The sequence below is a fragment of the Rossellomorea sp. LjRoot5 genome (genome assembly GCF_964253455.1).
GTDB lineage: Bacteria > Bacillota > Bacilli > Bacillales > Bacillaceae_B > Rossellomorea.
The window spans coordinates 4,244,850-4,266,289 of the sequence record NZ_CAXUQN020000001.1 but is presented as its reverse complement, the minus strand read 5'-3'; the positions used below and the strand labels follow the sequence as shown (position 1 = coordinate 4,266,289).

22 protein-coding genes and 2 riboswitches are annotated in these 21,440 nt (G+C 43.4%); of the genes, 14 read left to right on the top strand and 8 right to left on the bottom strand.

The window, feature by feature from the left end; genetic code table 11:
- Window positions 1-5 precede the first annotated feature (5 nt).
- The 3 genes from ACSQ2E_RS21760 to ACSQ2E_RS21750 all read left to right on the top strand — a co-directional run bounded on the left by ACSQ2E_RS21760 (window position 6) and on the right by ACSQ2E_RS21750 (window position 4,328).
- Window positions 6-1,106 (top strand): nucleotidyltransferase domain-containing protein, encoded by a 1,101-nt coding sequence (locus ACSQ2E_RS21760; protein WP_435994086.1) that lies wholly within the window; start codon window positions 6-8, stop codon window positions 1,104-1,106.
- 186 nt (window positions 1,107-1,292) lie between these two features.
- Window positions 1,293-3,476 carry an FUSC family protein gene (locus ACSQ2E_RS21755; protein ID WP_435994084.1) on the top strand — a complete coding sequence of 728 codons (2,184 nt, stop codon included), beginning with the start codon at window positions 1,293-1,295 and terminating at the stop codon, window positions 3,474-3,476.
- Between the two features lie 156 nt (window positions 3,477-3,632).
- Window positions 3,633-4,328: a YqcI/YcgG family protein gene (locus tag ACSQ2E_RS21750; RefSeq protein ID WP_435994685.1), complete on the top strand. Its 696-nt coding sequence runs from the start codon at window positions 3,633-3,635 to the stop codon at window positions 4,326-4,328.
- A 34-nt stretch (window positions 4,329-4,362) separates the two neighbouring features.
- On the opposite strand, the gene ACSQ2E_RS21745 is transcribed toward ACSQ2E_RS21750, so the two are convergent.
- Window positions 4,363-5,226 carry a DUF4097 family beta strand repeat-containing protein gene (locus tag ACSQ2E_RS21745; protein ID WP_435994082.1) on the bottom strand — a complete coding sequence of 288 codons (864 nt, stop codon included), beginning with the start codon at window positions 5,224-5,226 and terminating at the stop codon, window positions 4,363-4,365.
- 244 nt (window positions 5,227-5,470) lie between these two features.
- Here ACSQ2E_RS21745 and ACSQ2E_RS21740 point away from each other — a divergent pair, with 244 nt between their 5' ends.
- From ACSQ2E_RS21740 to ACSQ2E_RS21715, 6 genes are all read left to right on the top strand, one after another.
- Window positions 5,471-6,055 (top strand): DNA-3-methyladenine glycosylase, encoded by a 585-nt coding sequence (locus ACSQ2E_RS21740; RefSeq protein ID WP_435994080.1) that lies wholly within the window; start codon window positions 5,471-5,473, stop codon window positions 6,053-6,055.
- Window positions 6,056-6,160: 105 nt separating this feature from the next.
- A riboswitch (cyclic di-GMP riboswitch) is annotated at window positions 6,161-6,241 on the top strand.
- 71 nt (window positions 6,242-6,312) lie between these two features.
- Window positions 6,313-7,023: an EAL domain-containing protein gene (locus ACSQ2E_RS21735; RefSeq protein WP_435994078.1), complete on the top strand. Its 711-nt coding sequence runs from the start codon at window positions 6,313-6,315 to the stop codon at window positions 7,021-7,023.
- A gap of 129 nt (window positions 7,024-7,152) precedes the next feature.
- Window positions 7,153-9,132 carry an ABC transporter permease subunit gene (locus tag ACSQ2E_RS21730; RefSeq protein WP_435994076.1) on the top strand — a complete coding sequence of 660 codons (1,980 nt, stop codon included), beginning with the start codon at window positions 7,153-7,155 and terminating at the stop codon, window positions 9,130-9,132.
- 13 nt (window positions 9,133-9,145) lie between these two features.
- Window positions 9,146-9,607: a helix-hairpin-helix domain-containing protein gene (locus ACSQ2E_RS21725; RefSeq protein WP_435994074.1), complete on the top strand. Its 462-nt coding sequence runs from the start codon at window positions 9,146-9,148 to the stop codon at window positions 9,605-9,607.
- 138 nt (window positions 9,608-9,745) lie between these two features.
- Window positions 9,746-10,531: a divergent polysaccharide deacetylase family protein gene (locus ACSQ2E_RS21720; RefSeq protein ID WP_435994072.1), complete on the top strand. Its 786-nt coding sequence runs from the start codon at window positions 9,746-9,748 to the stop codon at window positions 10,529-10,531.
- Between the two features lie 125 nt (window positions 10,532-10,656).
- A complete protein-coding gene (locus ACSQ2E_RS21715) occupies window positions 10,657-11,412 on the top strand; it encodes a (S)-benzoin forming benzil reductase (protein ID WP_435994070.1) in 756 nt (251 codons plus the stop codon).
- Window positions 11,413-11,519: 107 nt separating this feature from the next.
- Here ACSQ2E_RS21715 and ACSQ2E_RS21710 read toward each other — a convergent pair whose 3' ends face one another.
- Window positions 11,520-12,839, bottom strand: coding sequence for a Na+/H+ antiporter NhaC family protein (locus ACSQ2E_RS21710; RefSeq protein WP_435994068.1), 1,320 nt, complete (start codon window positions 12,837-12,839; stop codon window positions 11,520-11,522).
- A gap of 82 nt (window positions 12,840-12,921) precedes the next feature.
- Window positions 12,922-13,026: riboswitch (SAM riboswitch) on the bottom strand.
- A gap of 260 nt (window positions 13,027-13,286) precedes the next feature.
- Between ACSQ2E_RS21710 and ACSQ2E_RS21705 the strand changes: the two genes are divergently transcribed.
- Both ACSQ2E_RS21705 and ACSQ2E_RS21700 read left to right on the top strand, forming a co-directional pair.
- Complete coding sequence (locus tag ACSQ2E_RS21705; RefSeq protein ID WP_261749051.1) at window positions 13,287-14,459, top strand: MFS transporter; 1,173 nt, start codon at window positions 13,287-13,289, stop codon at window positions 14,457-14,459.
- A gap of 291 nt (window positions 14,460-14,750) precedes the next feature.
- Window positions 14,751-15,023: a DUF2187 family protein gene (locus ACSQ2E_RS21700; RefSeq protein WP_435994066.1), complete on the top strand. Its 273-nt coding sequence runs from the start codon at window positions 14,751-14,753 to the stop codon at window positions 15,021-15,023.
- Window positions 15,024-15,109: 86 nt separating this feature from the next.
- Here ACSQ2E_RS21700 and ACSQ2E_RS21695 read toward each other — a convergent pair whose 3' ends face one another.
- The 5 genes from ACSQ2E_RS21695 to safA all read right to left on the bottom strand — a co-directional run bounded on the left by ACSQ2E_RS21695 (window position 15,110) and on the right by safA (window position 18,907).
- Window positions 15,110-15,433, bottom strand: coding sequence for a YpbS family protein (locus ACSQ2E_RS21695; RefSeq protein ID WP_435994064.1), 324 nt, complete (start codon window positions 15,431-15,433; stop codon window positions 15,110-15,112).
- 142 nt (window positions 15,434-15,575) lie between these two features.
- On the bottom strand, window positions 15,576-17,009 hold the full coding sequence (locus ACSQ2E_RS21690; RefSeq protein ID WP_435994062.1) for an alanine/glycine:cation symporter family protein: 1,434 nt from the start codon (window positions 17,007-17,009) through the stop codon (window positions 15,576-15,578).
- A gap of 328 nt (window positions 17,010-17,337) precedes the next feature.
- Window positions 17,338-17,505: a hypothetical protein gene (locus ACSQ2E_RS21685; RefSeq protein ID WP_435994060.1), complete on the bottom strand. Its 168-nt coding sequence runs from the start codon at window positions 17,503-17,505 to the stop codon at window positions 17,338-17,340.
- A 210-nt stretch (window positions 17,506-17,715) separates the two neighbouring features.
- The gene (locus tag ACSQ2E_RS21680; protein WP_034763135.1) at window positions 17,716-18,129 is read right to left on the bottom strand and encodes a CBS domain-containing protein; all 414 of its coding nucleotides are present in this window, start codon (window positions 18,127-18,129) and stop codon (window positions 17,716-17,718) included.
- A 130-nt stretch (window positions 18,130-18,259) separates the two neighbouring features.
- Complete coding sequence (gene safA, locus ACSQ2E_RS21675; RefSeq protein ID WP_435994057.1) at window positions 18,260-18,907, bottom strand: SafA/ExsA family spore coat assembly protein; 648 nt, start codon at window positions 18,905-18,907, stop codon at window positions 18,260-18,262.
- A 138-nt stretch (window positions 18,908-19,045) separates the two neighbouring features.
- On the opposite strand from safA, the gene ACSQ2E_RS21670 reads away from it, so the two are divergent.
- The 3 genes from ACSQ2E_RS21670 to ACSQ2E_RS21660 all read left to right on the top strand — a co-directional run bounded on the left by ACSQ2E_RS21670 (window position 19,046) and on the right by ACSQ2E_RS21660 (window position 20,636).
- Window positions 19,046-19,195: an Lmo0850 family protein gene (locus tag ACSQ2E_RS21670; RefSeq protein WP_098351100.1), complete on the top strand. Its 150-nt coding sequence runs from the start codon at window positions 19,046-19,048 to the stop codon at window positions 19,193-19,195.
- A gap of 85 nt (window positions 19,196-19,280) precedes the next feature.
- Complete coding sequence (locus ACSQ2E_RS21665) at window positions 19,281-19,565, top strand: hypothetical protein (RefSeq protein ID WP_435994055.1); 285 nt, start codon at window positions 19,281-19,283, stop codon at window positions 19,563-19,565.
- A 171-nt stretch (window positions 19,566-19,736) separates the two neighbouring features.
- Window positions 19,737-20,636: a diacylglycerol/lipid kinase family protein gene (locus ACSQ2E_RS21660; RefSeq protein WP_435994053.1), complete on the top strand. Its 900-nt coding sequence runs from the start codon at window positions 19,737-19,739 to the stop codon at window positions 20,634-20,636.
- Window positions 20,637-20,682: 46 nt separating this feature from the next.
- On the opposite strand, the gene ACSQ2E_RS21655 is transcribed toward ACSQ2E_RS21660, so the two are convergent.
- A complete protein-coding gene (locus ACSQ2E_RS21655) occupies window positions 20,683-21,264 on the bottom strand; it encodes a YqaA family protein (RefSeq protein ID WP_435994051.1) in 582 nt (193 codons plus the stop codon).
- Window positions 21,265-21,440: the final 176 nt, after the last annotated feature.

The following is a 21,440-nucleotide window of genomic DNA, read 5'->3' as shown; positions in this document are numbered from 1 at the left end:
ACACATTGGTCAAATCTCTCGTTCATTCACTTTATGAAAAAACTTCAAGCCTGCCCAAGAGCACAGCTTACTACTACCAGGCAATCGAAGAAATTGAATCCCACTCCACCTCCCCCCAGATCTATCATTTGTTAAAGGAGAAGGGAGACCTGGAAAAAACACCTCTATTCTTTCAAGTACGCCTAAAGCAAAAATATGATGAGGTACTATTCCAAAATATCCTTATCAAAAGTGAAACAGACAAAATCCTCAACGGGCTTGAAAAGGGCGGGATAGAGGCCATTCCTTTAAAGGGAGTATATTTCGCCCAGGAGTATTTCGGTCATCTGGCTGCCAGGGGGACATCGGATATTGATATCCTTATAAAGAAAGAAACGATTAAAGAAACGGTGCAACTTGTAAAGTCCTTAGGATTCGAACAGGAGGAAGAATGGATCCCAGACCATTTCCATTGTTCCTTTAGTAAACGAATTCCGGGTTCACCTGTTCCACTTGTAGTAGAAATTCATTGGGGTATTGTGAAGGAAAATACTTCACACTTAAAGATGGATCCTTTCTGGAAAGAGGCTACGTCTTTAGGAGGCCATTCCTACATTAAAAGATTATCCGATCAACATACATTTTATATGATTTGTCTGCATGGGTGGAGGCATAATCTGGATTCTCCACGATATTACCTTGATATCATTCAGTTGATTTACGGCTTGAACAATCGAATAGATCTTCATCAATTATTTCAGCAAGCCAGAAAAGATGGGACGTTGAAGAGGATGGTTCGTACTCTTTCCATTGTATATGGTGAGTATCCAATGCTCGAGAACATGATGAAGCTGCCTGTAAAACGACAAATGAAGGATAGTAAAGGTGGACTGTTTCTCTATTGGAATTTCATCGACTTTCAATTCTTAAGCTATGACACATTTCAGCATAGTGTGAGAGAGGTATACAATTGGTTCTTTCCTAGAAAGAAGGACATTTTTACGGAATTAAACAAAAAGTATCGAAAGTCTTCCTATATAAATAGTATTTTCCTCTTATATAAAGCAAGATTGGGAAAAGGAATAAAAGCAACGTATCTGTTGGTCAGGGGTGCCAATCAGCTTTAGCACAAAGCACTTCCCTTTACCAACCCGTCCAAAACCCTTATAATCATACAAATAGATTCCGTTCTCTTCGTGCACCAGCGAATGTGAGTAACCTGGCTGCTTTCTGCAGTACAGGTTACTTTTTTATTGGAAAGGGTACGATAAAAGAGAATGAAAAACGGTGCGTAGATAAGGGTTTGATGAGAGATGAAACATTTACATAGACAACATATATGGCTGGGGAGGATCCTTGCGTCCGATCCCGGCAGAAAAAGATTTCAGCAGGCGGGTAAAGCTACAATCAGCTTGATTTCGGCTGTATTTACGATGCTTTTCTTATTGAAGCAGTTCGACCATCCTTCCATCACCCCGGCCATTGTGTCAGGTATGGTGGGGATGATGGGCATTTTAGTGGTCATGGATGACACGACGGGGAAGAAAAAGGTGACGACTCTGTTAATTGGTGTTGCTGTGGCAGCCGGAATTAGTTTAGGATCTGCCTTTGCCCAATATAGTCTCGTTGTGAATGCTTTATTAGTAGGTGTCATTTATAGTGCATTTTACTTTTCCCGCTTTGCCATCCGCTATTTTTCTATGGGGATGACAGGATTTATGTCGATCTATATATCATCGATCTTGCAGCTGGATGTGGCCCATCTGGAATGGTTTTATCTCGGGATTGTCATCGGGGTGGTATACGCGTTTCTTTATAACTTCATCATTTTTAAAGATTCTGCCCATATGTTAAGAAGGAGTATGCGTTCGTTTCATATTCAGTCCAACTTGACGTTTACCATCTTAATGAAGATGATAGAGGACCCGAATACGAGCAGTAAGCGGAGAAAGCAATTGGACCGGAATGTGAGAAGGCTGAATGAGTATGCGAGAAGCGTAGCGGGTGATATTAATGAGAATGATTTAAAGAAGCTGTGGCCCGGTATCGAAGCGTCACAACTTCGCTTATATGTCTTTGATACTGAAATGCTCATTCAGACTCTCACTGATTCCTTGAAAAAGCTGAAGGATCTGGAAGCTTTGGAGGTCATGGAACTCAGGCGCCTGCTCGTATGGGTTCTTCGTTCTCTCCGTGACGCCGAGGTGCTGGCCCAGGATTATGATCCCCGTTCCCTTGAAGAGGCGGAAAAAGCTATCCAGGCCTTGCGTCTTGTACTGTCAGAGGTTCTGAATCAAGAAGAAAAACCTGAAGGCTGGGTATATCTCCTGAGACGGATCGAGTCCATTGCGAACCATGTCTTAGAAGCGGCCATTACGATTCAGGAATCACTGAATGTGCCAGAGTATAAGGAGACGACAGTAGAGAGCGATGCTGAACCGGAGGAAGAAGACAAAGAAGATGAATCTGAAGAGGACAAGAGTTTAAAACCGTCTACGCGTAAAGCGATACAAGCCCTGGTAGCGGGAACCCTTGCGATTATCGTGGGGGTGCTGATCGCACCTGCACAGCCATACTGGGTTCTGCTCACGACCTTTATAGTTCAAATTGGTACTGAAACGGTAGGCAGAACGTATATGAAGGCTTTCCAACGGTCGATCGGAACGGTGATCGGGGCCATCATCGGATTCGGAGCCGCAAACCTTGTATCCGGAAATTCACAGCTTGAGGTTGTTCTCCTGTTTGCGGTCTTGTTCCTCGCCTTTTATCTTTTCCCTGTTTCATATACATTGATGAGCCTGTTCATTACGATGCTCATCGCCTTTATGTATGACCTCCTCCTCGGTGGAATCAGCATTCAGCTCATGGGGGCACGTGTCATCGATACGATTGCAGGAGCTGTGATTGCCCTGATTGTCTCAGCGTTTGTATTTCCAAAAAAAACAAAAGACAAAGTCGCCGATAGCTTTGATGATTTCTTCGGAGATCTTCAAGGATATGTTTCTTCCTATATTAAAACCTTTACGGTCCCGGAAGATAAAGCGTTGACAGATCAGGCATTTGATCTCGATCAGAAGCTCCAAACGATCAAGGATGAGGCACAATCCCTTCTGCAAAGACCCGGATCTTTGACGAGGTCGGGAGTCGGGCGCTGGATCACGGTGGTAACGGCCATTAATTATTACGCAAAGCACCTGCTTGCTTCCTCCCATCGAAAGGTGCCGGCAACGGTTTCAGAGGAACTCAATAGTGCGTTTTCAGATACGGAAGAAAAAATCTCTCAAAACATCGAGACGCTCCGGCAATTGTTAAAAGAAAAGGGAAGTGCTCCCGTTATGTGGGATTTAAACCACGAGCGGGAAAGAATTGAAACCCAGGCTCCAAGCTGGCATAAGTCCCAGGTGGATCTTATTCACCATTTCTACTATGTGTGGAGGATCAATCAATCGATCGTGGCACTTGGAGTGGAATTAGGGGCGGAGTTAAAGAAAAGGTAAAGCGGATTCCGCTTTACCTTTTTTAATGATGGCAATGCGGTGCTTATTTTGTCAGTAATTGTTTTAACTTGTCACAATTCGGGAAGAGCATACCATCGACATAAATTTGAGGTGGAAGAATTGACAACGAACAGTTTATTGCTGACAAAAGAAGATATGACAAACCCGGAGATTGTTCCTCAATGGGTTTTAGAAGAATATAAGAATTTTCATGAGGTTGTTACTGACCGCACTTTCCCTTGTTACTTCGGTATGACCGGAGAGAAGAAGGGTGAGCTTCGGTATTCCTATATCAGTCATGACAACTGGGAGCATCTCCCCCAAACGATTCAAGAGTTCATCGACTTGTTTGATGTACCCGAAGGAGAGCGCCTGATCCGTCACGGATTCTTTTTATTTGTGGAACCTGAAAGGGAGGAGAGGTCCGTCCCTCATTACAGGGATTATTTCTGGAGAATCCTGCAGTTTCTTCATCGTGAGGATAAGGAGGATTGGCCAGAGGATTATCCAGAGGATCCGGATCATCATTTGTGGGCCTTTTCCTTTGCAGGGGAACCTTTCTTCGTGTTTGGGAATGCCCCTGCCTACAAGCAGCGAAAGACGAGGGACCTTGGGAATAGCTTAGTACTCGGATTTCAGCCAAGAAGGATTTTTGAAGGATTGGAGGGTACCTCCAAGGGTGGTATCATGTCCCGTGAAAAAGTAAGAGAGCGGGTCGAAAAATGGGACGGCTTACCAACGCATCCGAATATCAGTCATTACGGGGACCCGGAACACCGTGAGTGGAAGCAGTACTTTATTGGGGACGATGTAGAACCGATTGAAGGAAAATGCCCATTCCATCATAAATAATTAAAAGAGTGCCGGGGGTTCCCGGCACTCTTCATTAATATATATCTACATTTCCACTGGATACTGAAACATCAATGGTATATTGCCCTGAGCCTGCGACCCCGGTAATATCCCCATTTTCTATTTTTTGATTCTTTAATGGAAGATTGCAGGAAATATCCCCGCTGCTTGCCTGCCCCTTCAGTTTAAAGCTTGCTTTCTCCGGCAGATCAAGCTTCACTCCACCTGAGCTGACATCGAATGTCATGTCTCCCTTTAAGGAGTCCATGGTGACCGTTAATTCACCTGAGGATAAGTCGCCTACAAGGGGACCTTCAAAGTTCGATAACTCCACATCCCCCGAACTGATTCCCACTTTTCCATCCTCTGTTGTGAGGCCGTTTACGACCAAATCCCCTGAAGATCCATCATGTTCGAACAGTTTTGTCTCGACGTTTTCAAGCTCCATATTCCCCGATCCCATGTCAATCGACAATTCATCAAGTTTCCATTTCTTTGAATCAGATTCTCCAGCCATCACGAAATTGCCGGAGCCGATATCGATTTCCACGCTGTTCCTATACCCTTTCGGAATATAAACCGTTACGTTTGATTTGCGATTGAATCCGATCCATTCATACCATTTATGCTTGACCACAACGTCAATCGTATCTCCATTCCCGGTTAAGGTCATCGTCCCTTTTCCCTCTATATCGACCTGTACTTCATTCTTGTCAGTCGGTATGACTTTTGTGTCGCTGTTTTCCAGGTCCAGGTCGATATGTTTGATTTCATTCGTCACTTCAATCCGATCCCCTGACTGACTTTCTTTTGCAAACAATGATGTATTGTCATTTAGGATGACATAGAGCGTCCCCAATGCAAGCAATGCAATCATGACAGCAAATGCGTTTTTCATTCCAATCCCTCACTTTGGTTTGTTTTTCCAATTGATACATTTATTTTAAAGCAGTGGAGAGACTACCACAATGAGCCATAGGATTATTTTTGAATGGGACCAGAGGCGTAGGGTAATCGGAATCAAGAATACCGAAGCGGGGAATCCATGACCATCACATTAGACATCGATCGTGGATTCTTGATTTAAATAGGCAGTGGTAGGGTACAAATAGATTAGACAATGTAGATAAGGAAGTGAAATCATGAAAGATACACCTATGCCCCCAACCTTTTACGAGCAGCCGACACTGGAGCTTGCCAAATCACTGTTGGGGTGTGTGTTAGTGAAAGAAACGGAGGAAGGAATCGCTTCAGGTTATATTGTGGAAACAGAAGCATACATGGGGCCGATAGACAGAGCCGCCCACAGTTACGGAAACAGGCGTACAAAGCGGACGGAAGTGATGTTCCATGAAGCTGGCCGAATTTATACATACGTCATGCATACTCACTGCCTGGTCAACGTAGTGAGCGGAGAACGGGAAAAGCCTGAAGCGATCCTCATCAGAGCCGTCGAGCCTCTCCATGGACAAGAGCTTATGGAAGCGAGACGACCCGGTCATGTGAAGAAGAATTGGACCAATGGGCCGGGAAAGTTGACGAAGGCACTAGGCATTACCATGGAGGATTATGGGGGGAGTTATTTACAACCGCCGCTCATGATTACAGAGGGGTATCAACCTGAAAACATCTCGGCAGGGAAAAGAATAGGGATTGATAACACGGGGGAAGCCAGGGATTATCCATGGCGGTTCTGGATTAGTGGTAATCCATTTGTATCAAGATAGGTCTTTCTTTATGAATTTTCTAATAATTTCTAGAAAATACACCCCATAAGTACTAGTTATGTGGTATATTTTTCTTATAAGACAAATATCTTTATAAGCTGACCATTCGACTGGGGGCTTTGAACCTAAATGATAGATGGGCGCTTACATTTAGGGGAGCCAGTAGCGCAACCGACCACATGCGAACGCGGATAATGCGTTTTTGTGTGGTTTTTTTGTAGGCAAGACCAAAACTAAAGAGAGAGTATAGGGGTCCTATGAACATCTTTACTATTTTCCAAGACGACTTTATCTACCATGATTTTCAACCATTATATGATATGGGTGAACATCGAACCCTCTATGCTTATGAGGGTCTTTTGCGAAATAAGTATAATGAAAATCCCGAAAGTGTATTTCAATCGGCCATGAAGGCCAATATCTTGTACAAACTGGATACTCTGTCCATTTCAAAAGCCCTTGAACATTTTTCGGGAAACGGGATTGAGGACTGTAAGTTATTTCTCAATATTTATATCACCACGATCTTGCACCCGAGCTTTCACACCTATTTTTCCGATCTTATGGATCGCCACCCTGATATTAAAGGACGGCTCGTGCTTGAAATTAATGAATCCAGTGCAGAAGAGCTTTGGCAGAATCCGTTGTTAAAAGAGTCTTTAAAGGAACTGAAGCAATATGGCGTCTGGTATGCGATAGATGATTTCGGGCAGGGGACATCCTCCATTAAGAAATCCATTGAATATGAACCGGAAATCATCAAGCTTGACCGCTATTTCGCCATGAACCTGGCACAGGATGAAAAGAAACAGCGGTTCCTCTCTTTTTTCAGCCAATTCTACGGAAATGATACATTGATTGTCTTAGAGGGAATCGAAACAAAACAGGATATGCAGGTGGCAAGGGAAATCGGGATAACGATTGGACAGGGCTTTTATTTAGGAAAGCCGAGCCGGTTATTGGCTTAGACCGGGAGAGTGACTCTGACTTAGAGGAGTCACTCTTTTTGTTACCAAATTGTCAGACTTGAAATAAAATTGAAAAAATTTAACATTTCTATTAAACTGAGGAAAAAGAGAATAAAGGGGATTCTATTCATGAAATATCTCAAGTTTCCGACCAGGTTCATCTTTTACTATATTCTCGGTCTAATGGGGATTTTAGCCGTGAGTATTGCTCCCGAAGTATTCAGGGAGAGAGGGTTATATAATGTTGTAGGCTACTTGGAGGAGTTTATCAAGTTCATCTTTGTTTTTATGGATGGGGCCAATTGGAGTTATTCCTATAAGGGGATTACCGTCGATTTCCTCGATATGCTTTGGGGACCATACCTGTATTCTCTGCAAATTATCGGGGGAGCCTTGGGCATAGGGCTTGCTACTGCCTTTATTCTTACCGTCTTGACTGTGTTTTTACCGAGACCGATCACGCGGGCTCTTAAGAAAGCACTAAATCTCTTGGAGACGGTGCCTGATTTAATGTTTGCATTCATGCTTCAACTTATGATTGTTTATGTATTTAAATATTTCGGAGTGGAACTGATGAATTTCACGGAGTTCGGGGAGGAGAAGATCTTTCTTGCCCCGATGATTACGCTGTCCATCATTCCGATGATCTCCTTCTTCCGTATCCTCATCTTCATTATGGAAGAAGAGTTGCTGAAGCCTCACATCGAATTTGCCCAGAGTAAGGGGATGTCGAGGGGACGGATCCTCTTTTCACATGTTTTGAAAAATATTTCACCAAGTCTTTTCTATCATGGAAAGCTGATCATATGGGGGATGCTGTCCAGTTTATTCATCATTGAAACCATTTTCAATATGAAGGGAATCACTTATTATATCATTCAAGATTTCAGGCCGATGGTAATTGCCATCTCATTGATTATGATCTACACACCTTTTTTCGTCGTGTATCAAGGTGTCTATCTGTGGATCAATCACGAGAGCAGCCAAGATCATACGAAATATAAACGGGATAAAACAAAGTGGACTGAATGGAAGATATGGGGCTTTCTTTCAACCATCCGCAGGCTGTGGTGGCAGCATATGCATAATGGCAAGTTCGCTGCCGGATTCAGTGTGATATTTGGCTTGATTGCCGTCAGTTTCCTATATTCGGCGTTGAAAGAAGAGCCAATCAAACAAATTCAATTTATGAAAAATGAAGAGGGGCGGATCATCAGTGCCCCTCCTCATAAACCATTTGGGGACATGATCCTCGGATCCGATTTCTTCGGTTACAGTATTCTCGATCAGCTTATTGTAGGGGCAAAGTATACCCTGTTGTTTGCTTTGATTGTCGCTTCACTGCGGGTGATCGGTGGCTTCTATCTTGGTATTGCCTATCATTTTCACTTAAAAGAAAGCAGGAAGAACTGGCTTGACCGGGTGGTGGATTCCATTCATTTTCTCCCTTTAAGTCTTATCGCTTATCTCTTATTAAGACCGGTCCTTTGGGGGCTGCCTGTGTTAGGGTGGGATCACTCGATTTTTGAGAGGCTGGTGTTCGAAGCCGTTGTCTTAACAATCCTTGTACTGCCGTTGACCACTGTGTTAATTGGAAATGAACTGAAACTAATAGGGAAGCAGGATTTTGTCCTGTCAGCAAAGCTCCTCGGGGGGAGCAACAAGCATTTGCTCTGGACGCATCTATTCCCTCACCTGGCACCGCGGATGTTCATCATATGGGGGCAGCAATTCATCCAGACGCTTCTCATCCTCGTCCATCTTGGATTATTTCATCTTTTCCTGGGAGGGACGATCATAACAGGCGGTCTGGTCCCGGATCCTCCGAAATCAGGAACATTTGAATGGTCGGGCCTGATCAGTTCCACGAAGAATTCACTTATGACTGGAAAGTACTGGATTGTCATTGCTCCACTCGTTGCCTTTATGATCGCAATCATCGCCATGCAGCTGATTGTTCAGGGAGTGAAGGAAATCCAGCAAACGAAAGTCGGAGTGCTGGTGAACAACAAACCGATCAAGACGAAACAAAAAACAGTTAAAAAGAAAACCAACCGTCCAGCGGTGGAAGACTTCCAACTTGTCCGCCAGCAAACCTTTAAAGGATAAGGAGGAGAAAAAGGTGAACAGAAAAAGTCCGAAACTTCCATTGACTGATCAGGAGAGGGCTGCCCTCCGCAGAGCCAAGATACGACTTGGGGATCTACATGAATTATCTCCTGGAATTCTCCGGGAGACACTTAAAATTACGATGGAAAGATCCCGTTACTTAGTCGGCATGTCCATTTTCCAACAGATCCCTTCTATTGGACCTAATATGGCTCACAATGTTGTAGAGGATCTTGGATTTTATTCCCTTGAAGAAATAAAGGGAGAGAAGGGAGAAGACCTTATCATCGACTTAGAAAAGAAGTACGGTGTTTGGATGGACCCGTGCGTAGAAGACTCACTCAGATGTGTCGTCCACCACGCTAATCACCCTGAAAGCACCAAGAACTGGTGGGACTTCACAACACAAAGAAAAACATATCGCCAAACTCACGGCTACCCGGGAGACCGCCCCACCAAAGCCTGGGATCAATAGGTCCGTCCCTCCTGAATTCCAAGCCGGGAAGCGTATTTACGCTTCCCGGCTTTCTTTTTTTGCTGATTTTTGAGGGACGGACCTCATTCGTATATCCTCCTTAAAATGGAAATCATAAAGAAAAAGGAGTGATGCTATATGAGAACCCTTGTTATCTGTTTACTTATGACTTTTTCTATACAAATGCCCGTTTCAGCAAGAAACATCCTTCCCCTTTCGGCCCACCAGAACGAACTCGCGATTGTGATTGATGATTTAGGAAATGACATGGAAGGGACAGAGGAAATTATGAGTCTTCCCGTCACTTTGACAATTGCGGTCATGCCATTTCTCCCAACGACCAAGGCAGATGCGGAAAAAGCCCATAAAAATGGACATGAGGTCATTGTCCACCTTCCTATGGAACCGATGTCTGGGAAAGCGAGCTGGCTCGGGCCGGGGGCAATCACGACCTCACTATCCGATGAAGAAATCAGAAAGAGAGTGGAGCAGGCCCTGGAGGAGGTTCCTTATGCAGTGGGAGTCAATCATCATATGGGTTCGAAGGCTACCGCCGATGAGCGGGTCATGAGGATTGTTCTCGGCATATGCAAGGAAAGGGGTTTATTTTATCTGGATAGTAAAACAACAGGAAAGAGTGTCATTCCGAGGCTTGCAAAGGAACTGGGCGTCCCATACCTTGAAAACGAATTATTCTTTGATGACATCTACACCATTCAGCACATCGGGAAGCAGGCGATACTCCTTTCAAAGGCATTGGATCGTGATGATGCAACCATCGCGATCGGACATGTAGGGGTTACAGGGATGAAGGTGGCCACCATGTTAAAAGAATTTCTTCCTCTTTATGAGAAAAAGGCGTCAATCGTGCCCTTGTCCGATCTCATACCGGAATATCATCTGATTGATGAGAGCATGCCTTGATGGTGTGCTTTTTTTATGGACATTTAATAATGAAAATGTGTAAATAATCTGTTAATCGATGCTTAATTTTTTGAGGAAAGGAAACTCTCCTTTATAATCAGTAGGTAAGAAGGAGATGATTCGAAATGGATTACGCAATCGTGACAGGAGCAACAAGGGGATTAGGAGAGTCCGTCGCCAGGCTCTTTATTGAAAAAGGCATCGGCATTCTCAATATTTCCCGTTCGGATAATGACAGCTTACAAAAGCTTGCAAGGGAAAAAGAAGTGTCGTATGAATTCTTTCCCTGTGATCTATCTCAATCAGGACAAACAGAAGCGGTTTTTCGCGAAGTGGGGACAAAGGTATTTGGATCTGAAGCTGAGACGATATTTGTCGTCCAAAATGCCGGAGTGGTGACACCGATCAATACGTCGGGTGAAGTGGAAAACGAAGCATTGGAAACGAGTGTACACGTTAATCTGTTATCACCTATGATCGCCACCAATGAATTGCTCAAAGCAGCCAAAGGCTCTGAATCGAAGATGATCATGGTCAACATCAGTTCAGGAGCAGGAAGCCGTCCTGTTTATGGCTGGAGTACGTATTGCGCGACTAAGGCGGGAGTCAATATGCTGACTGAAACGGTGAGCCTTGAGCTCTCTAATACCCATAGCCGTCATCAGATCATCGCTTTCAGTCCGGGAGTGATGGATACGGATATGCAGGGGGAAATCCGATCGTCATCCAAAGAAGCCTTTGCCGAGGTTGAGTCGTTCCAGCGCTACAAAGAAGAGGGTATGCTGCGCAGCACGGACACGGTTGCTGATGCACTTGTGACCCTCATAACCAAAACCGATATTGAAAGTGGCAAACTGTATCATGTGAATGATTTGTTATAAGAAGAGAGCAGATTCCTGAAAGCGGGGTCTGCTTTTTAAATGGTCTTTGATAAATCCGGACACAAAAAGAGACAAACCCAGACCGGTTTGTCTCTTTTCCAACAAGATTAAGAAGAACGGACCGGATCTCCATCAGCAACGGATCTCCTAGTGAATTTCGGAAGGGCGAATTGAATCGCAATCAACCCACAAACTGCAATCAGGACAGGATAGAAGGCATATGGGATGATGCTGACCGGTGATATGCCGGCTACTTCTGCCACTAACAGTGCCTGTGCACCGTATGGGATCAATCCTTGAACGGCACAGGAGAAAATATCCAGGATGCTGGCCGACTTACGGGCATCAACGCCATACTTATCGCTAAGCGTTTTCGCCAGTGGTCCTGCGATGATAATGGAAATCGTATTATTTGCTGTGCAAAGATTCGTTGAACTCACCAATCCTGCTGTAGCAAGCTGTGCTCCTTGAGGAGATTTGATTTTACGGGTGGCATGATAAAGGATCGCTTGAATCCCACCATTATGACGAATCAGTTCGACGACTCCGCCGATCAGGATGGACAGGATCACAATCTCCGCCATGCCCATCATACCATCAGCTACACTACCAAAGTAACTCGATGGGGTAAAGCTTCCATCAGTAAATCCGATAATCCCTGCCAACACAATCCCGCCTATTAAAACGACAAATACGTTCAATCCTGCAAGGGCCCCGATGATGACTCCAAGGTAAGGGATGATTTTAACCCAATCGAAGCTTCCTGCGTCGACAGAGGATGGAGTCCCCATCGTAAGGACAAAAAGGATGACCATAGTGATGATGGCTGCCGGTAATACAATGAAGAAGTTCACTTTGAACTTGTCCTTCATTTCCGTTTTCTGTGTGCGTACGGCTGCAATCGTTGTATCCGAGATGAACGATAAATTATCCCCGAACATCGCTCCTCCGATGACGGTGGCCATAGCAAGGGGCATGGAAATATCTGCTCCTGAGCTGATGCCCACTCCGATAGGGGCAAGTGCTGCAATCGTCCCCATGGATGTACCCATTGATAAGGAAATGAAAGCGGCGATGATGAATAATCCAACAATGATTAAATTACCAGGAAGTACGGATAGGGCAAAGTTGACGGTTGAATCAACAGCCCCCATCTTTTCTGCTACACCGGAAAACGCGCCGGCTAATAGGAAGATAAAGACCATGATCATAATATCCGGATGCCCGGCGCCTTTTGCGAACCGTTCAACCTTAGAGGTTAACGATTCTTTTCGATTCATCGCCAGGGCTACAACTGCGGCAATGATAATGGATACGAGAACAGGGAATGCATAAAAATCTCCTGAAAGGATTCCCGCTCCAAGGAACAGTGAAACAAATATGATCAAGGGCAATAAAGCCAGTAAATTACCTTTTTCTTGGTTCATGTCAAACACTCCTTTGTCGTGTGAAATCAAATAAAAAAACCTCTTCCAACATAAGAAGAGGTTTCATTCAAACGAAACACTCCTCTTATCTTTCAAGCATTACGCTTGCTGGATGTGGCACAGCACTCATCATGAGTCCGCTGCCGAGACATCACAGGGCCAGTCCCTCCGTCTCTCTGGATAAGAAGATATGTTATTTAGTTAATTTAAAATATACTTCCATACTTTAAAGGGTTTAATTGAAAAAGTCAAACGGTAATTTATTGGAAATGAAAACGTAGTGCGTGGCTGCCGTAGCTGGCTCAAACCAAAGCGTAGGCTGTTCGCCGTAGCACGGGATACATCGTAAAACGCGAGGCTTTATCCATAAAAAGGCATAAATTCATAGACAAGTGAACGGTCAGGGTCTACTATAAGATAGACAAAAACATCTTGGGGGATACGGTAGTGGAAAGAAATGTACGAAATCAAATTTTTACATTACAAGGGTTTTATTTATTGACGTTCTTCGGGGTTGGTAGTTTATATCCTTTACTTAGTGTGTATTTGAGCGAAAGTGTGGGGTTAAATGGGTATCAGATCGGAACCATTATGTCTGTCGGCCCGATCATGATGATTTTCTTCCAGCCGATATGGGGGATGGTCAGTGACACAACCAATAAGCCGACCGTCGTGTTAGGGTTGACTTCCTTAGTTGCAGGGATCTTTGCTCTTGGTTATTTATTCATGGATGTTTACTATGGATTGTTGGTGGTAGCAATTTTAGTTGCGATCTTCCAAAGCGCCATCATCCCCGTCTCCGACAGTATCAGTTTGAAGTATACGAGTAAAGTCGGTTATAACTACGGAAATATCCGATTGTTCGGCTCATTGGGATTCGGGATTGCCGTGTTCATCATGGGGAGGCTTTCAGAGGGATTTATTGGACCGACGATCATTTTCTACTCCTTCTTTATCTGCCTGGTCCTTTCAGGGTTCCTATCCTTCCGTTTTCCTAAAGAGAGAGCGGCGGCTAAGCTTGATTTAAAAGCCGGGATGAAGGAATTATTCACGATGAAAAAATTTCTGATCTTCCTGGCCGTCACGTTCCTGGTATTTGGCCCGAATTTAGCCAACAACGTGTATTTCGGATTATTCGTGGAAGATTCAGGTGGTACGTACGCCGGAATCGGCCTCGCATTTCTGATCGCCGTCCTATCAGAAGTACCGTTTATGAGAATCGCGGGAGGTTGGATTGATAAGTTCGGTCTCTTGACCGTAGCGGCGCTGGCAGGCGCTGCATCCATGATCCGCTGGCTATTTTACTTCACGGAACCAAGTCTATGGCTGGTATATTCTTCAGCAGTGATGCAGGGTCTTGCCATCGGATTATTCATTCCTGCAGGGCTTCGCTACATTAAAGAAATCACGCCGGCACATATTACAGCTACTGCCGTGACCGTCTATTCGGCAATCGGAAATGGCCTCGGGAATTGGTTCAGTACCTTCGTGGGAGGTTTCATCTATGAAACATACTCCATTTACACGGTATACCTCTTCTTCGCAGTCCTGTCACTCCTTGGCATCTTCCTCTGCTTCGTCCTAATGAAAGAAGAAAAGAAGAATGCATTAGCCTACTAATAAAACATCTTCAGGCATCCGCTACCCACGGATGCCTATTTTTAATATAAAATTAACAAAAGGAAGGATTTTCCTTATAGGGTGTATAAGTATATATAAGTGGCTTTACCCCCGGTTAAATGTGCAGCTCAAAAAAAGAAAACTTTAAAAGGTTTTGATTTTATCTATTTGTGGTACAAAAAGGATAAGTCATTCATTGAAATTTATATAAATACAAGTTAAAATAATATTATTAGAAAATTCTTTCAATTAAAAAAGAACCATCACTTTAACTAAAAGGGGACTTTAAAAATGGAAAATACATTCGTTTACTCAAAAGAGAATGCAAATCTTGGGGATACGATTCAGTTTAAAAGAAAGAAACATGTCATCAATGGTGTCGTCACGACTTTAAGAGAAAATACCGTCATCGTCAAAATGGATAGGGAAATTGCGAAGAATCTTGACTTACCGGATGATCAAACGGTCGTAGCACATAAAAACTATGTGGTGACAGAGCGAGCAGAAAACGATACACAGCCTGTATTTGTTTATGATGGGTGGAATAGCGCATTAAAAGCCTAAGTTTCAGCCTACAAATAAAGTAACCCTGAAACGGCCTCACCATGAGAATGGATGTAGACGAATCAGGGTTATTTGTGTTGTGCAGCTTATTTTAGTCTCGCGACATATTCCTCAACCATTTCCGTTGTCACTAGCTTTCTTTGCGGAACTACCCCACGTCTTGCTAAGGCATTGATTTCATTTGTCACTTGATTAACATGATCCGTTGTAAAAGGTTTTCCAGCAGAACAAAGCTGAACAGCTTCGTCAATCGCTTTTTCTCTGCGCTCATCAAGTTTCATAAATTGCTGAACAAGTTGATTTTGCATGTTGGAATGCTTGGAAATTTCTTTGTGCACACTCATGATTTCATTCCTCTCTTTTTCTTTCACAATAAGTCTATTATGCCTGTTTCTATCTCCAGATGGCAATGTTCAATCATCCCTTTTATAAGATGGGGGACAGCAGGCTCCTTTGACTAACTTTCTATCAATAGTATACCTGAGAATAGAATAGAAAAAATGACAAGAAAAAAGAGCAGGGACATGCTCCTGCTCTTTGGTATAAGGTTTATTATTCATTTACTGCTTTTTTAGGCATGTCACTTTGGCGCTTTGGCCAGCATTCGACATTTTTTAAACCAGGAATGTCATCTGCATAGAATACAGGATCCAATCCTTGACGACGCTGCGTCATATAGTTGTCCAAAGCTTTAAAGGCAATCGGTGCCAGAATGCCGATGGCAGCCAAGTTCGTAAGGGCCATCAAGGCCATTGAGAAGTCAGCCAGGCTCCAGACGATATCAAGGCTTGCGACAGACCCAAAGACCACCATTCCCAGTGCAATAAAGCGGTAGATCATAAGGGCGGCCTTGCTTTTATTAATGAATGGGAGATTGGCTTCACCATAATAATAACTCCCAATGATGGAACTGAAGGCAAAGGTGAAGATGGCAATCGCCAGAAAGATTCCGGCCCATGAGTTAAAGTGTTCAGACATGGCTGCTTGAGATAGTTCGATTCCCGTCAAACCGGAACCGTATGCGTCTGACGTTAAAATGATAAAGGCCGTCGCGGAACAGACGAGAATTGTATCGAAGAATACCCCCAGTGCCTGAATGAATCCCTGCTTGACAGGATGGGAAACCGATGCCGTAGCCGCCGCATTCGGTGCACTACCCATTCCGGCTTCATTGGAGAATAGCCCACGCTTTACGCCGTTCATGATCGCGGCTCCAATACCACCACCGACAACTTGTTCAAAGCCAAAGGCACTTTTGAAAATCATGGCGATGACGCCTGGCATTTCAGTGATATTCGTAATGACTACAAATAAGGCGAGTACAATATAAAAGCCTGCCATGATCGGTACAATGAAAGATGAGAAGTTGGCTATGCGTTTAACACCGCCAAAGATGATGAGTGCAGTCAATCCGGCCAGTACAATTCCAATGACAAACGTATTGATGCCAAATGAATTACTGAAGGCCGTTGCGATGGTATTACTTTGGACAGCATTAAAAGTTGTCCCAAATGAGAGGATGATGGTCACCGCAAAGATCGAACTCATCCAGGGCTTGCCCAGTTGTTTCTTCATATAGTAGCCGGGGCCGCCTTTAAATCCAACCTTATCCTTTTCTTTATAAATCTGTGCCAATGTGCTCTCCACAAAGGCACTGGCTCCTCCCAGAATGGCGACAAGCCACATCCAGAAGACCGCTCCAGGTCCCCCAATTGCTAAGGCAATGGCGACTCCCGCTAAATTACCTGTACCAATTCGAGTACCTGCTCCGATAAAGAATGCCTGTAAGGAAGAAATCTGCTTTTCCCCGTCTGCTTCGACAACATCTTTATCCCCTAATAATCGAAACATCTCACCTAAGTGGCGAATTTGAACAAATTTAGATCCGATTGTGAAGTATAATCCTAAAATAAGAAGTACACCGATTAAAATATACCCCCATAATATGGAGTTTGCTTCCGTGACTAAATTGTTTAAAATATCCATGATAACCCCCTCGGAAATTTGTGTCGGTTACATATATTATTATCTGAAAATTAAAAATGAAAGTCAAGTTATTATCTGAATATTAAAATATTACCAGGTTTTATTTAGTGAACCGAACTATTTTATCATAGTAATAAAGGTTTTCTGGAAACGGATAAGACAAAAGTAATAGGGTGGATTATTATTTTGGTATAACTTATTTGTATTTATTTGTATAATATTTTTTTATGTGAAGGGTAACTCCGAACACAAAAAAGCCATAGAAATCCATGGCAGATGTTTTGTGTTCGGTATTAAAATAGGAAAAATAATTGCTGTAATCATTTGATTAATAAAAGTCCCAAAATCCTAAAACAAATAGTAAAACCCCGGTTATCATGGAAATACCAAATAACATAAATAAGAAATCAAGAATGCTGTCGGCGAAGACTCTTTTGCGGTTCTCACGTTTAAAATGACGAACTTCCTTACGGTACGATCGTGCAGCACGACTCATACAAAACCTCCTCCTCCATTAACCCCTTTTGCATTAATCACATATTCGTCACAAATAAAGAAAATCCTCCCTTAACATGAAAAAAATGACGATATACCCATCTCTTCGTCACAATAAGTCGATTTGATCTTTTTACATGCCAAATAAGGGGCTGCAAGAGCCCCTTATTCAGTGAAAGAAAGCTTTGAAGTTTCTGCCTGTAAGCCTTTATTAACGAAGGTGATTCTGAGAGATTCCGCTTAAGGCGCTTCCGGCACTTTGATCGGATTTCTGCTGTACTGCCAAATCTCCTAAAGCCAGCATCCCGACCAGCTGACCGTTTTCCACAACTGGTAAACGGCGTACCTGATGCTGGGACATCAAAGCCGATGCTTCTTCAACGGATGCATCAGGAGAAATTGTCACAACCTGCTGTGACATAACCTGAGAGACATTTCCTTGTGCACCTTGAGACAGTCCACGAGTCGCAATATCACGGTCCGTAATCATACCGACAACCTGTCCGTTTTCAACGACAGGAACGGATCCAACGTTTCTGGAACTCATCTTGGAAGCGACGCTCTCAAGTGAATCCTGGTTAGAAGCTGCTTCCACATTTGTCGACATAATATCACGTACTTGCATAAAAAATTCCCCCTTGATCATAATGACAGTACACACTTATTATCCTACATATTTCTCCGCCTTATTCTGAACATGAATTTCCAATTTAATTGGTCTTAATTCGAGGGACGGACCTCCATCATCCCCCTGCTTATCTTGCTATAAACAGCTGGGTCCAGTACGTCCCGTAAGTACCGCCCTCGACATATCCCACGCCCACATGAGTATAAGACTTGTTAAGAATATTTTTGCGGTGAACCGGATTGTTCATCCATTCCCGCACAACTTCTTCAGGATTCAATTGTCCGGCAGCAATATTTTCTGAAGCTGAGCGATTTGAGATGTGAAAACGTTTCAGCATCTCATCAGGAGTTCCGTAGGCCGGGCTTCGATGAGAGAAGTATCCGGCATCCCTCATATCCCGGGACTTATACAATGCGACCTGAGAGAGATTTCTGTCAGCCCGAAGAGGGGGGAGACCGTTTTTTTGTCGTTCCTTATTGGTTAATTCAGTGACCCGGCTTTCGAATGAAGTTTCAGATGCGATGCTTGGGATCTTGATGTTCTGCCCCGGATAAATGATATTTGGATCTGTTACCTGGGGATTTGCGCTGATCATTTCAGACAATCCGATCTGAAATGTTCTGGAAATGGTCCAAAGAGTATCTCCCTTTTTTACAATATACGTGCTTTCGGCGGTTGTTTTATGTGGATCAAATAGACTAAAGAAAAGGGACGATGTGATGATAACAAGGAATAGTTTAGTCTTCATAAGTATAAATTGTGTAATTCGAAACAAATTATTCTTCTGAAATGTGTAAAAGTAGGATTATCGTTTCATTTTTAGGGAAAAGGGAAACCATATAACATTTAGTGAAACCTTTTACGGAGTAGAACGTACAAATAGGTAACGATATTTTAAAAAGAGGTGAATAACGTGGTAAAGGAGAACGATCGCTTTAAAAAAGTGATAACGAAATTGTCGAACGTCGGTGTGAATATTTCTAAAACGAAATCAAGACGGGAAATTCTTCATTCACTAAAGCAGTATCAACCATTACCTAAGACGTTAACACAAGATTCATAATCCATGCTTATCCGAAATGTTGGACAGACATATTTCCCGATTCTTCCCGATATACTATAGCTAAAGGTAAAGGGGAGGGTTAGGCATGGAGAGAATGATGTTTGATCTACAAGCATTAAAGGAAATCAGAAAGAAGGCAGATGAGATTTCATACTACTGTATGAGCCGGGAGCAGCCTTCAGATCCTCATCGTGTAAGCATGGCATTAGATCAGGTATGTCGTGCCCTGGCTATGTTTGCAGAAATGGAGCTTCATCGCATGCAGAATCAGCATATTCCCTATGACCCCCAAAGCTATATCAAAGGGCGTCTCGGAATTGCCTATCGATCTGTACTCCAAGTCCCTCAGGATGATTCGAATACGGCATAGTAAAAGAGGTTGACCCAAGAGTCATTGGCTGATAAGCCAATAGTACACTTGTTATAATGAAACACTCTCTAATCATATGGCCTGGTCCGATAAGGATGATAACCACTCATCGTTTTGGGTCAGCCTCTTTTTTTTTACCATACTAAATCTAAAAGTTAGGTGACGATATTCATGGCGAGATTTTCGGAAGTATTGCTTATATGCAATGGCAAGGCAGGTCAAGGGACACTCGAGATCCTGTTGAAGGATGCGGTGCCCCCTTTATTAGATATTTGCAACGAACTGATCATTCACAAAACAAAGGAAAAGGGTGATGCGGAAAGGGTCTGCAGGGAATCAGGAAGTCGCTATGAGCTGGTGGTCATCATGGGCGGGGATGGGACGATCCATGAAGCGATCAATGGGCTGTCTGTCCTCGAGGAGCGCCCCCTTGTTGCCATTCTTCCTGGTGGTACATGTAACGATTTTGCCCGCTCCCTGCGTATTCCGATGGATATTGGACAAGCCGTCAGTCTTATAACCGAACAGCCTTATGAACAGGAAATCGACATTGTGAAAGCGGGGGAGAGATATTTCAGTAATTTCTGGGGCACGGGCTTGGTTTCCCAGACGAGTGATAATATAGATGTCGGATCTAAGAGTGTCCTCGGTAAATTGAGCTATTATATCAGTGCATTCCAATCGATTAAGGATTCCCCTATCTTAAGTGTGAAAGTTACAACGGAAAATGAGACAGTGGAAGAGGAGGTCGTCATGCTGTTGGTCGCAAACGGCCGTTCGATCGGATCTAATCCACTGCCTACATGTATCAATATGGACGATGGATTAATGGACATATATGTAGTGAAGAAAAGTGGATTTCCATTGCTGAAGGAATTTCTTGTCATTAAAAGTACAGGCAATATCAGCGAAGAATATGACGATATCATGCACATTCAAGCAAAAGAAGCCCATATTGAACTCGGTCAGGATGAGAAGCTTGATATGGATGGGGAACTCTATGAAGGCAGCAGGCAGTCCCTACGCGTGTTACATAAGCATCTGCGCTTTGTGGTGGGAGCTTCCGAATGAAAAAGGAGCATGGGATTATCCCATGCTCCTTTTTGGATGAGCCTGATCAAGGAGTTTGCTTTTTCTTTCTGATGACCAAGTAGACGAGATAGACAAGAATCAGTACACCGCCTGCTGCAAGTGTCAGTAAAGTGAAGTTCTCTTCGATAAAAGGTTTTGCTTTTGCTCCCAGTGTCAGAATGATCACGCCTTCCAGGAAAAAGCGGATCCCTCTTCCGATGATCGACCAAATCACTAATACCCGGATCTTCACACCGGAAACCCCTGCGAATATCGTGAAAATCTTATAAGGGACAGGTGTCAGACCTGCAATCAGTAACGCCACTGGGCCGAACTTTGTAAAGTACTCTTCTACTTTTTGAATTCTTGCTTCAGAGAATAGACGAACAAGAATCGGGCGACCCAGCTTTTTTCCGATCAACCATCCAAAAAGGGCCCCTATGACGGAAGCGATTGTCGTATAAAGTGCGTAAAGCAGGGCACTCCCAGGGTTGGTAATTGCCAATGGAATCAGTAATACATCAGGAGGAATAGGGAAGAATGATGAATCTGCGAAAGAGACGATGATCAGTCCCCATACACCGTAATCCAATAACCATGCTTCGAACGTGTGAAGTAGTTCAGACATAAGTAATCTCCTTTATGAATAAAGCGTTAGTTTCGAATTTAATAGAACATAAGAAAGTATATCACTTTTCATAAAGGGAGTCATGAAATATCCTATTCTCCCCTGACTTAAAAAACTGAACCAGACACATTCTCGAAATATATCTATTTCTCGGGAAATAGTGACAGTATTCTTTG

Coding starts and splice junctions, on each gene's coding strand:
- ACSQ2E_RS21700 (WP_435994066.1), top strand. CDS start 14,751: ATGGAAAATACATTCGTTTACTCAAAAGAGAATGCAAATCTTGGGGAT.
- ACSQ2E_RS21750 (WP_435994685.1), top strand. CDS start 3,633: ATGACAAACCCGGAGATTGTTCCTCAATGGGTTTTAGAAGAATATAAG.
- ACSQ2E_RS21685 (WP_435994060.1), bottom strand. CDS start 17,505: ATGAGTCGTGCTGCACGATCGTACCGTAAGGAAGTTCGTCATTTTAAA.
- ACSQ2E_RS21690 (WP_435994062.1), bottom strand. CDS start 17,009: ATGGATATTTTAAACAATTTAGTCACGGAAGCAAACTCCATATTATGG.
- ACSQ2E_RS21745 (WP_435994082.1), bottom strand. CDS start 5,226: ATGAAAAACGCATTTGCTGTCATGATTGCATTGCTTGCATTGGGGACG.
- ACSQ2E_RS21660 (WP_435994053.1), top strand. CDS start 19,737: ATGGCGAGATTTTCGGAAGTATTGCTTATATGCAATGGCAAGGCAGGT.
- ACSQ2E_RS21655 (WP_435994051.1), bottom strand. CDS start 21,264: ATGTCTGAACTACTTCACACGTTCGAAGCATGGTTATTGGATTACGGT.
- ACSQ2E_RS21665 (WP_435994055.1), top strand. CDS start 19,281: ATGGAGAGAATGATGTTTGATCTACAAGCATTAAAGGAAATCAGAAAG.
- ACSQ2E_RS21740 (WP_435994080.1), top strand. CDS start 5,471: ATGAAAGATACACCTATGCCCCCAACCTTTTACGAGCAGCCGACACTG.
- ACSQ2E_RS21720 (WP_435994072.1), top strand. CDS start 9,746: ATGAGAACCCTTGTTATCTGTTTACTTATGACTTTTTCTATACAAATG.
- ACSQ2E_RS21715 (WP_435994070.1), top strand. CDS start 10,657: ATGGATTACGCAATCGTGACAGGAGCAACAAGGGGATTAGGAGAGTCC.
- ACSQ2E_RS21755 (WP_435994084.1), top strand. CDS start 1,293: ATGAAACATTTACATAGACAACATATATGGCTGGGGAGGATCCTTGCG.
- ACSQ2E_RS21680 (WP_034763135.1), bottom strand. CDS start 18,129: ATGCAAGTACGTGATATTATGTCGACAAATGTGGAAGCAGCTTCTAAC.
- ACSQ2E_RS21730 (WP_435994076.1), top strand. CDS start 7,153: ATGAAATATCTCAAGTTTCCGACCAGGTTCATCTTTTACTATATTCTC.
- ACSQ2E_RS21735 (WP_435994078.1), top strand. CDS start 6,313: ATGAACATCTTTACTATTTTCCAAGACGACTTTATCTACCATGATTTT.
- ACSQ2E_RS21710 (WP_435994068.1), bottom strand. CDS start 12,839: ATGAACCAAGAAAAAGGTAATTTACTGGCTTTATTGCCCTTGATCATA.